At 39.6% G+C, this 11,569-nt stretch carries 9 protein-coding genes; 5 read left to right on the top strand and 4 right to left on the bottom strand.

Going from position 1 to position 11,569, the window contains the following annotated elements; genetic code table 11:
- The first annotated feature begins 837 nt into the window (after nt 1–837).
- The 3 genes from OCK74_RS26680 to OCK74_RS26670 all read left to right on the top strand — a co-directional run bounded on the left by OCK74_RS26680 (nt 838) and on the right by OCK74_RS26670 (nt 4,414).
- The gene (locus tag OCK74_RS26680; RefSeq protein ID WP_279300173.1) at nt 838–1,659 is read left to right on the top strand and encodes an alpha/beta hydrolase; all 822 of its coding nucleotides are present in this window, start codon (nt 838–840) and stop codon (nt 1,657–1,659) included.
- A 175-nt stretch (nt 1,660–1,834) separates the two neighbouring features.
- Nucleotides 1,835–2,854, top strand: a complete 1,020-nt coding sequence (gene fbp, locus OCK74_RS26675) for a class 1 fructose-bisphosphatase (protein ID WP_279300172.1) — start codon at nt 1,835–1,837, stop codon at nt 2,852–2,854.
- Nucleotides 2,855–2,992: 138 nt separating this feature from the next.
- A complete protein-coding gene (locus OCK74_RS26670; RefSeq protein ID WP_279300171.1) occupies nt 2,993–4,414 on the top strand; it encodes a DUF1593 domain-containing protein in 1,422 nt (473 codons plus the stop codon).
- A 137-nt stretch (nt 4,415–4,551) separates the two neighbouring features.
- Here the strand turns inward: OCK74_RS26670 and OCK74_RS26665 are convergent, their stop codons facing one another.
- The 4 genes from OCK74_RS26665 to OCK74_RS26650 form a co-directional block, all read right to left on the bottom strand.
- Nucleotides 4,552–4,833 (bottom strand): hypothetical protein, encoded by a 282-nt coding sequence (locus OCK74_RS26665; protein WP_279300170.1) that lies wholly within the window; start codon nt 4,831–4,833, stop codon nt 4,552–4,554.
- A 222-nt stretch (nt 4,834–5,055) separates the two neighbouring features.
- Nucleotides 5,056–5,355 (bottom strand): RNA recognition motif domain-containing protein, encoded by a 300-nt coding sequence (locus OCK74_RS26660; protein WP_279300169.1) that lies wholly within the window; start codon nt 5,353–5,355, stop codon nt 5,056–5,058.
- Nucleotides 5,356–5,620: 265 nt separating this feature from the next.
- Entirely contained in the window at nt 5,621–6,880 is a 1,260-nt protein-coding gene (locus OCK74_RS26655) for a PepSY-associated TM helix domain-containing protein (protein ID WP_279300168.1), read from the bottom strand.
- 86 nt (nt 6,881–6,966) lie between these two features.
- Nucleotides 6,967–9,390, bottom strand: a complete 2,424-nt coding sequence (locus tag OCK74_RS26650; RefSeq protein WP_279300167.1) for a TonB-dependent siderophore receptor — start codon at nt 9,388–9,390, stop codon at nt 6,967–6,969.
- A 429-nt stretch (nt 9,391–9,819) separates the two neighbouring features.
- On the opposite strand from OCK74_RS26650, the gene atpG reads away from it, so the two are divergent.
- Both atpG and scpB read left to right on the top strand, forming a co-directional pair.
- Nucleotides 9,820–10,701, top strand: a complete 882-nt coding sequence (atpG, locus tag OCK74_RS26645; RefSeq protein ID WP_279300166.1) for an ATP synthase F1 subunit gamma — start codon at nt 9,820–9,822, stop codon at nt 10,699–10,701.
- Nucleotides 10,702–10,781: 80 nt separating this feature from the next.
- The gene (gene scpB / locus OCK74_RS26640; protein ID WP_279300165.1) at nt 10,782–11,567 is read left to right on the top strand and encodes an SMC-Scp complex subunit ScpB; all 786 of its coding nucleotides are present in this window, start codon (nt 10,782–10,784) and stop codon (nt 11,565–11,567) included.
- Nucleotides 11,568–11,569: the final 2 nt, after the last annotated feature.

Raw genomic sequence — 11,569 nt, 5'->3', positions numbered from 1 at the left:
GTGTTCCTGTGCTCCGAAGCCTCTGCTTACATGAATGGTCATGTCATGGTAGTAGACGGTGGCTGGATGGCCAGATAATCAATTTTATATTTTATAAAAAGAGGCTAATTCAAAAGTATGAGTTAGCCTCTTTTATTTTCATCTTTCATTCCTCCTGATACAATGCTCCCATGCCCTAAACATTATCCACTTACTCCTCCAAATCACCCTGTCCATTTTAAACACCTTTGTCTTCATATAACGCCACCAAGCAGATTTTGCCCCCTCCCTTCACCCTTAACTAATATCTGAACCATACTTGCTCCATACATACACACTACCTACTCCATAGTTACTCCCTACCTACTTCGTACTTGAGCCGTACCATAAGCGTACTTTAGGTATACCTAAGCCTAGGTTACTTCGATCATCCTTCGACCATCCTTCGACCATCCTTCGATCATCCTTCGACCATCTTTCGACTATGCTTCGATCTGAATTGATCAAATGCTCATAAATATGGGGAAAACAACCAACCGGCAGAGCGCCCTACAAAGCCCTGAACGGAGTCAACAGGGCTGAGCCTAAAGGTATAAAACCAACCCCCACTTTCAAAGTTTTGCCCCAACTTTAAACTCCCAACTTCAAACTCCAAACCTCAATACCCCATTCGTCATTCCTGTCATCCTAAGACCATCCATTCCCAAGACCATGTGCGCGGATGCTCTCCGCCTCTGGCGGACCGGGGGTGTGTATGGAAAGTATATGAAAACGGTAATAAATCACTTGTTCGTCAACAAGTGAATATTATTTTAGCAGCCGCAAATATTTAACCCGTTAAAATTGAATCTTTTGTTTATGAAGTTGAAAATCTGGATGTTGTTACTACTGATTGCTTTGGTACAAAAAAGTAATGCAGCTGTCGTGGATACTATTGAAACTTACAGTTCTTCCATGAAGAAAAATATTAAAGCTGTTGTGGTTACACCCGACTCTTATGCTAGTGCCAAAGCGTTGCCGGTTGTTTACCTGTTACACGGTTTTGGTGGTAATTATGCTGACTGGATCACAAAAGCAAAGGGGTTCGAAAAAGCTGCTGACCAATTCAATATGATCATTGTTTGTCCCGATGGAAACAACAGTTGGTATTGGGATAGTCCTGTAGATGAAAAATATAAGTATGAGACTTTTATAAGCAATGAATTGATCAAATGGGTGGACAGTAAGTATAAAACGATCAAAGATCGCAGTGGCAGGGCTATTACAGGCTTAAGTATGGGAGGACATGGAGCACTTTACCTGGCTTTAAAACATCAGGATATTTTCGGGGCTGCAGGTAGTATGAGCGGTGGAGTAGACATTCGTCCGTTCCCTAACAACTGGGAAATGGCACTTCGATTGGGCAATTACGCTGATCAGCCTCAGCGCTGGGAACAAAATACTGTGATCAATCTGCTGCATCTGCTTACTCCGAACTCTTTGGCCCTGATGATTGATTGCGGTACAGAAGATTTCTTTTATAAGGTTAATGAAAACCTGCACCAGCAACTCCTTTTTAGGAATATTCCTCACGAATATATTACGCGTCCTGGTGCACACAATTGGCCTTACTGGAACAATGCGATCCAATACCAATTGCTGTTTATGAACAACTACTTTAAAGGTCAATCTAAGAAATAATTGCTAAAAGCTTAAAAGTATGTTCTTGTCCTTTGGCAGCTCTTTTTCTGACCTCCATTGTAAGAGCAGCTAAATTTATTATCTTACCTGTTGCAGGTTCTGAATAATTTATTCGGCAGGTGAATTGAATGTAAGAGTATTTCAAACAATATTTAAAATAGAGAAACTATACTATATGAATCTTTCACGAGATATATTAACTCTTGATGAATTTAGATTTTATGAAGAAAGGAATTTTCCTCAGGCTATCAGTGAGCTGAGTAATTTATTGCGGGATATTTCTTTCGCAGCTAAATTGATCAATGTTGAAGTCAATAAAGCGGGCCTTGTAGATATTTTGGGTGATACAGGCACCATTAACATACAGGGGGAACAGGTGAAAAAGCTGGATCTGTTTGCAAACAATCAATTAATAGGAGTTTTAAAACGAGGGATCAGTTGTGCCGGTATTGTGAGTGAAGAGATGGACGACGTAGTTGTCTTTGATGATGAGAAAAGTCGGCAAAGCAGTTACATTGTCGCTTTCGATCCGCTGGATGGAAGCAGTAATATTGATAATTGCATTTCCATTGGAACTATATTTGGCATCTATCGCAGGAATAGTCCTGCTGGAGGCCCTTGCAGTGTAGAAGATTTTAAATTAGAAGGCAAGAACATGGTTGCTGCCGGTTATGTGATTTACGGTTCCTCTACCATGTTTGTGTATGCCACGAAACGAACAGTCAATGGCTTTACCTTGGATCCAACCATCGGTGAGTTTTACTTGAGTCATCCCAACATCAAATGTCCGGAAGAAGGATATATCTATTCTGTCAGTCACAGCAATTATTTTCATTACTCAGAAGGGGTAAGGAAGTATCTTGATTTTATTCAACTAAAAAATAAAGAGGAGGAAGGATATTATACACAAAGGCACGTAGCCAGCATGGTTGCTGATTTGCATAGAAATCTGATCAAAGGAGGCATTCTTCTAAACCCGGGCACAACCAATTTTCCTAAGGGAAAGCTGCGCCTTGTATACGAGTGCTTGCCCTGGGCATTTATTTATGAAGTGGCGGGAGGCAGGGCCATAGATGGTAAGCAAAGAATTCTGGATGTTCCGTTTACTGATCTGCACCAGCGCACGCCTTTATTCATAGGTAGTAATTCAATGATCAATGATCTGGAATGCTTTCTGAAACAGGAAAATAGTTAATTACAATTTGCCTTATTATACCATTGCTTTAATAACGTATATATTCTTAGAGTTCTCCAATTGGGGAACTTTTTTTATGTTTATATGTAAATCATTTCAGTAGGCATATCATCCTTCCATATATTAACTACCGGTCTAATGAAATATCTTAATAGTATTCAACTGCTTTTCTTTTTGTTTTTAGCATCTACTATCTGGGCACAGAATCCGGGACAGAAATTGCGGGTCCTGGTATTGACTGATATTGAAAATGAACCTGATGATGCGCAGTCTATGGTTCGTTTTCTGACCTATTCTAACCAATGGGATGTGGAAGGCTTGATCGCAACTACTTCTACCCACTTAAAAAACAGGATCGCGCCGGAACGGATAGAAAAGATCGTAAATGCTTACGGAAAAGTAAGGGACAATTTATTAATTCATGAAAAAGGCTATCCGGAAACAAAGTACTTATTGAGTGTAATTAAAAGAGGACTTCCTTTTTTTGGGATGGAGGCTGTGGGGCCAGGCAAAGATTCAGAAGGCTCTGAATGGATCATTAAGACAGTAGACAAAAAAGATGATCGTTCGGTTTGGATATCTGTTTGGGGGGGTACTAACTGTTTGGCACAAGCGCTTTGGAAGGTGAAAATGACACGATCACTAGAAGACCTTGAACAGTTTGTTAGAAAGATTCGTGTTTACACCATTTCAGACCAGGACGATACTGGACCTTGGATTCGAAGAAACTTTCCTTCACTTTTTTATATTGTTAGTCCGGGCTATCATGCAAAAGGGGCTTACCACTATGCTACATGGAGTGGAATAAGTGGTGATCAACGGCATTCCTTTAGCGGTCCGGATTTCAGCATTGTTGATAATCCATGGCTGGATGAAAATATTCGCAATAATCATGGCCCTTTAGGTGCCGAACATCCCCATACCGAATTCCTGATGGAAGGAGATACTCCTACGTTCCTATATTTAATAAATAACGGGTTAAGTGAACCTGAACACCCTGATTGGGGTAGTTGGGGTGGGCGTTATGAGTTGTACATACCCCGTACAAGAAACTGGTTTTATGAGCCGGAGACTAGACCTATTTGGACCGATACGGACGATGAGGTACTAGGTGTAGATGGCAAAACCTATATGACCAACAAGGCTACTATCTGGAGGTGGAGACAAGCGTATCAGAATGATTTTGCTGCAAGAATAGATTGGACGATCAAATCTTACAAAGAAGCCAATCATCCACCACTTGCTGTATTGAATAACCCTGCAATACTGACTGCGAAGAGTGGTGAAAATGTATTACTAAGTGCAGAAGGATCAAAAGACCCGGATGGAAATACACTTTCTTACCAGTGGATTTATTACCGCGAACCAGGATCTTTTGAAACGTCCCGCTTACCGCTTGACATTAAAGACAATAACCAGAAGAAAGCGTCTTTTGTTGCTCCTGCCGTTACCAGGCCTGAAACCATCCATATCATTTTAGCTGTTGCAGATAATGGCACACCTGCATTAACCAGGTATCAAAGAGTCATTATAACTGTATATCCTGAAAACCTTAATTAAACGAAGTATAAGATACCAGGAGATTCTTCAATACGAAACTTCCTTTTGGGACAAAAAAGGAATGCCTTTCGCGAAAGTTGTTGTAGCGAAAGGCATTACTTCTTAAATAAGTACAATATGTATTTCCAGCCAGAAACTTATGCTACATGCATTTCTTCTTCAACAAGGGCTTCTTCTTCGAAATGCTCTCTTGCAACAAACTTAATACCCAGTTGGTATTTGGCATTCATGCTAATATGATAGTCATTGCGCATGCAAAGCTCTTTTACTACTTCATCCTGTAACAGGGTTGCAGCTAAGTCTTTAGCTAACTCTGATGAACTGATTACATTATCTACTCTGCCATTGCTTAATTGGATCAGGAATTTATATCCGGCCTTGCGGGCAACGCCGGCTCTTTCAAAATCAATAAGGTTCATACTAAAAGTTTGATCACCTGAAATTGATTTCTTCATTAAAATTCTGATAATGGGCAGATACTTAATCCAGATTTGTGTGTACATAACATAATTTTTTGTTCGTTGGAACGAACGTGATTACAATTGAAATAGGGTATGGCAAACACGCATTAGCTTAAAGTATGGCCTGGTCAAAAAAAAAGCCCGGGAAAAAAGCCGGACTTCTTTTACAAAAGTAACGTATTAATACCTTTTTTTGAAACCACCATTGCCTTGGAAGTTGCTTCTGGCTGGTCTGTCTTCTTTGGGCTTTGCTTCCATTACTTTGATTGTTCTGCCTTCAACTGTAGCCTGATCCAATTCAGTAATAGCCTTTTGGGCAGCCTCATCATCTGACATTTCTACAAAACCGAAACCACGGCTTTTACCAGTAAATTTGTCAGTGATCACTTTAGCAGAAGTTACTTCACCATATTCTGCAAAAAACTCTCTTAAATCTTCATCCTGTACGTTGAAGCTTAAGTTTGAAACGTAAATGTTCATACTTTCTTTGAAATAATTAAAAATTTAATCTGAGACGAGGCAAAACGTAATAGAAACTAACAAGTAGCGGAAAACTAACCAGATTAATTATACACTTACAAAATGCGATGCTCAATTTGACAGTGCAAATATAGGATATGCTGACTTTCAAAAAAACAAAAATCAGGCAATCATTTGTTAATAACCTAAAGTACTTCAATTCTTATTTACTTATCTCATCTTCAACATCTTAGTACATACTCCATATACAACGTTTCACGTTTCCTTATGCCTCCATTTCAGCCAAAATTCTTTTTCCTTTTACTTTTTCCTTTTTCCTGGTCCTGTTCAACCACATAATGACACCTGTAATTGGAAAACTAATACCCATAAGACACACAAGAAAAGCAATGATCTTGGAAGGCATGCCCCAGATACTGCCGGTATGTACCGGTCTGAAGGTTGATCGAACCCTGGCTCCTAAACTTCTATCACTAAACAGCTGCTGCTCAAGGATCTTTCCTGAATATTGGTCAATGTATACTGCATCAGTAGCTGATTCATGAACCGCATAATTGCTGAGTGCCATAACAGTGAATGCAGAAACTGAATCTTTGGGTGCACTGATATTATAAAATACTACATTACGATAAACTGTCTGGGCCGCCTGGTAAACAGCATCGAAGCCTATGCGTTTTACGTTATTCTGATAAATCGACTTTGGTGGCTCGGGAGATTTGATGGGAGAGTTGGTTACCTTATAAATCCCATTATTGAACCATTCAAATGACCAGGCCATGGCCGTAAATGCAAAAATGAAGAGGAAAATAGAGCTGTAAAAGCCAAGTAACAGGTGTAAATCATGGTTAATTCGTTTCCATCCTGCATTGGATTTTATTTTTAATCGCTGCACCAAAATCTTCCTTGTTCTGGGCCACCATAGAATAATGCCTGTAATAAGGATAAACAGGAAAATAAAGGTGGATATTCCCATGATGTACTTGCCGATGCTATCGTTACCACCAAGTAACCAGCGATGCAGTGACATCACGGTGAAGAAAAATGATTCGCGGTTATTGTAGGTCTCCAGTACTTTGCCTGTATATGGATTTACAAATACTATCAATCCTGGCCCTCTGCCTTCAGCACGCTTTGCGCCTGCTTTATGCCCTTGCTCACTTTCGTTTTTGCTAGGCGGCTTCTCTTTGTTTCCTGTCTCCTGGTTGGCTATTGAACCTTTATGATCATCTTTTCCCTGTTTTCCCTTTTCACCCAAGCCTATACTGACTTCAATGCTTCTTTCCGGATCACTATAGACCTTGATGCCGTTAATCTTAGATTGAGGGTTTTGCTTCTTGACACCTTCAACGATTTGCTCCAAAGCAAGCCTTTGGCCTGATGGCTGAATAAAATACCTGTCGTGATGAAATGTCTGTTCTGCTTCTTTTTGAAAAACAAGGATCGCACCTGTAAGGCAGGCTATTAAAATAACAAGACCCGCTGCTAAACTTAAATACAAATGGATTCGACGGAAGAAGACTTTCATGTAAACTTCTTTAGTTTAAATTTCCGGTTATTTGAAAAAAAGAGGCAGACCGTTTTATGATCTGCCTCGAAGTGAATTTTGTATTCTTATAATTTATAGGCAACGGTTGCTATAAACTGTCTTGGAGGTATGGGGTTGATGCTATAGTTTTCATGAACATAGTAGTTGAACGTGTTAGTTAGGTTCGAAACTTTTGCCAGGAGTGACACTTTCTTGTAAGTGTAACCAGCACTAACATCTACAGTTGTAAATCCTTCTACAGGGATCAGTCTGGAATAATTTTGCGCTTGTAATACTGTGTTATTCCATCCACCAAAGCGGTCACCTGTATAATTAGCTGTTGCACCGATTTTAATGCCTTTGAGTTTGGTACTGCTGAATGTATAGAAAATGCTTGTATTCGCAGTGTGAGCAGGTGTATTGACTAATCTTTCACCTTCAATATTACTACCTTTTTCTCCGGATGTATTAGTAAAACGCATGTAATTATAACTATATCCAGCAATAACAGAGAGTCCTGAAATAGGATGGCTGGCGATATCCAATTCTACGCCATCGCTTGTAGTTTCTCCTGCTAAAACCTTGATGGAAGAGTTGCTATTCTCTCTACCATTATACATGGGAGCCATCTGCGCTAAATTGCTATTGACAATTCGGTAAACTGTTAAGTTGGCAGACAATAAACCTTTGAAAAAATCATTCTTTACACCAACTTCATACTGATCGATGACAGAAGCTGGAAGAGGCTGATTGTATATATCGATTCCTGTATTGGTCTGGAAAGAATTCGAATAGCTTACAAAAACAGAGGTCGTTGGAAGTGGTTTATAGACCAAACCAAATCGTGGAGAAAATGCATTTTCAATTTTTGTCTGACCTGCCATTTTTACCTTCGTTGCATAAATAGTAGTATCAGGACGTATCGTTTCTAAATGAGTCCAGCGAACACCTGCCAGGATATTGAACTTGGAAGAAAGTTTAATTAAATCCTGAACATAAACTCCAAAACGATTAATTGGAGTATGACTAACCCTTGTTTTTTGTGCATCAGGCATATCTGTACGCTGTTGGTATTTACTCAGATCAAGAATATTGATCGTATCATATGTTGCAGGCTGGTTAAACCCATAAGTAGTTGTATAGTACCTGTCTGCGTCGGCGCCAGCTAATAAGTTATGCTCAATGGATTTTGTTTTGAACTTTCCGTTTAAATCAACTTGGCCTACATAATAATCTTCATCTGTATTGATCCTGCCTAAAGGTCTTGCCCATTGTCCGGCTGCATTTGCTTGTATCCTTTCTGTAGAATAGTAATCCCTTTTATATAATTGGTAAGAAGCAAAAGCATTCAGTGACCATACATCGTTAAACCTGTGCTTTAAAGAAGTTGTTGTTGTCGCCTGTTGCGTGGTGTTATACGACCAGGCTGCTCCTAGAAATCTGGAACGTGGCACATCCGGGATCTTAGTATTGTCTAATGATCCGATTCCAAAGTCTGGTGTGAATTCATGTTTCAAATAATCGCCTTCCACAACAATTTCTGTACGGTTGCTCAATTTGAACAAGAATGATGGATTTACATAATATCGCTCAGAACCAACATGATCACGAAAGCTCTGTGAGCTTTCATAGGAACCATTTACACGGTATGCAATAGTGGAATTAATCGGTCCGTAAATGTCAAAAGACGGCTTGTATAAATCATAACTACCTGCACGCATTGCAATTTCACCTCCAAACTGGAACTTTGGTTGTTTGGTGATCATATTTACAATACCGCCCGGAGCTACTTGTCCAAACAAAATGGCGGCACTACCTTTCAATACTTCAACTCTTTCCAGAGCGCCCATTTCCGGCATTACACCTGGATTGATCCTCGCACCGTTTTTAAATAAATTGCTATTGGAAAAGCTGTAGCCTCGAGCGTAAAAACTTTCCTGAACACTTCCTCTGCTTGTCCCCAGGTATACGCCGTTTACATTCTTGATCACATCACTGAGGCGTTGCGCCTGTTGATCATTGATCAATCCTTGACCAATAATGCTAATGCCTTGAGGTAGATCCATGGGATCGATAGCGATTTTGCCAATAGCTACGGGTTTGTTATTCAATCCCTTGGTGGATGTTATTATAATTTCCGAAAGCTGTTGCTGGTTTTCAGTAAGTGATATATCTATTGTTGTGGTCTCAGCAGATTTTACAAAAACTTGTTTTTCCTGTGTTTCCAGGCCGATCATCGAAACAATTAAAGTATGAGAACCCTCCTTAATGTTTTTTAATATAAAAAAGCCGTTTTTGTCGGTCATAGTGTTTTTGCCAGAATTCTTAAGGTTAATGTTTACCATTTCTGCTGGCTTTCCATCTGTTGTTGTAATACGGCCTTTAATAATACCAGTCTTTTCAAATGCAATATTCATTTCTATGTCATTACCCACAAATGCTGTTTCCTGGGCATTGGCAGAAAATACACCTGTGCATACTAATAGAGACAAAAAGCATATTTTTCTCATTACTGAAAGTTTTCGCAAAGGAACAGCTGTGCTGTGGTCCATGAGTGCCGGATCGGGAAAAACGACTTACGGATTTGGAAAAATTTCAAGAAAAAGTGATGTTTTGATAGGCGGGGGAGTATAAATATTTCCTTTTTAGATATGTGTATTTTTGTGTATATAATAATATTGTCAATAACTCTAACCTTTTCAACTGGGCACATTTCATCATGATATACCAATCGATAACTTATTAATATGTTAATGAAAATTATAAATATAATAAGATGGAGAGCTGATCTAAATTCTAAACAAAAATCTCATCCTGTATTTGTACCTTTGCGCCCCAAATGGCCCCTTGTAAGATTGTTTTAATAATTGAATCTGGTAAAGTTAGGAAAAGTTGAGGGAGACCATTGTATATTCAAAAATTGTAAATAATAACTATCCATGGCTGGTCAGTTAAAAGAAGTTCGCAACAGGATCAAATCCGTACAAAGCACACAGCAAATTACTAAAGCAATGAAAATGGTAAGTGCGGCAAAATTGCGTCGCGCACAGGATGCCATAATTCAGATGCGTCCTTATGCACGTAAACTTCAGGAAATGCTGAGTAACATCGTGAGCAATACAGAAGGAGAGAGCGGAATGGCACTGGCTGTAGAGCGTCCTGTTGAAAGAGTTCTTTTGATCGTAATTACCAGCGACCGTGGTCTAGCCGGCGCTTATAATGCAAACGTGATCAAACTAGCAAAGCAGACGATCCGTGAACAATACAGCGCTCAATATGCTAAAGGAAACGTGGAGATTTGGAGCTTAGGGAAAAAAGGCTATGAGCACTTTGCAAAAAATAATTATAATGCGGATGCAACTCATAGGGATATTTTCCATAATCTGTCTTTTGAAAACGTACAAGTGGTAGCTCAGACTGCAATGAGAGCTTTTGAACAAAAACAATTCGATGTAGTTGAAATTATATACAGTGAATTTAAAAATGCTGCTACACAACGTTTTGTAGTTGAAAGATTCCTGCCTATCCCTAAGGTGAAAAAAGTAGCAGGTACTACTAAATCAGATTTCATTTTCGATCCGAATAAGGAAGAACTGATCGCCGAATTGATGCCTAAAATCCTGAATACACAGTTATTTAAGGCGGTATTGGATGCACACGCTTCTGAACACGGTGCCCGGATGACTGCAATGGATAAAGCAAGCGAAAACGCAAATGAATTGCTTCGGAACCTTAGAATTTCTTACAACCGTGCTCGCCAGGCTGCCATCACAACCGAATTAACGGAAATCGTGAGCGGTGCTGCAGCATTGCAAGGATAAGATGTTGGATGACAGATGACAGATAATTCTATAACCATCCATCTCTGTCATCTGTCATTGACCATCTATCATCTATTAATATGGAACTTTCAAGCCTGATTCCTCACATAGAAGCCCTAATCTTTGCTTCGGACAAGCCTTTGACAATTCCGGAAATGCAGGACTTGTTAAATAGCGCTTTTGAATTCGAAGACGAAGGCGATAAGATGTCTGAAGAACAGGTTAGTACTGCACTTCATGGGATTATAGAAAAATACAGTGCAGAATTTTATCCATTTGAAGTTCGAGAAAGCGGGGGAGGGTGGCAGTTCCTGACCAAAAAGGATTACCACAAAACTGTTGCTCAACTCAATGGAGAAAAATTCCTGAAACGACTTTCTGCTGCAGCCTTGGAAACACTGGCCATTATCGCTTATAAACAGCCTGTAACTAAAGGTGAGATAGAAATTATCAGGGGCGTTAGTGCAGATTATACCATTCAAAAACTGCTGGAAAAAGAGCTGATCGTCATTACCGGCCGGAACGAGCAACTGCCGGGACATCCTTTGGTATATGAAACTTCCAAAACATTTATGGATTATTTTGGCATCAATTCTCCCGAAGATTTGCCAAAAATCAAGGAAGTTTTACCAGAACAAATAGTAGAGCCTACTCCTGTTCATCATACTGAGTTTGAACAAGGCGAAACACTTGCCGTTTCTGATGTTGGTGAATTAATTGATAATGAGGATGTTGAAGGTGCGAGGCTCTATTTGGCAACTGAAGATCAGGGAACACCCGTTGAAGATAATCCGGATCAAAATATTGATTCCGATGAAGATACTCATGAGGAGAATGGCGAACACGAAACAGATAATAAAGAATAATT

Origin of the sequence: Paraflavisolibacter caeni, from assembly GCF_025628885.1 — a bacterium.
In the GTDB taxonomy this organism is placed as follows: domain Bacteria; phylum Bacteroidota; class Bacteroidia; order Chitinophagales; family Chitinophagaceae; genus Flavisolibacter; species Flavisolibacter caeni.
Note: the sequence above shows the minus strand (reverse complement) of the source record. Positions and strands in the feature narration are given on the sequence as shown.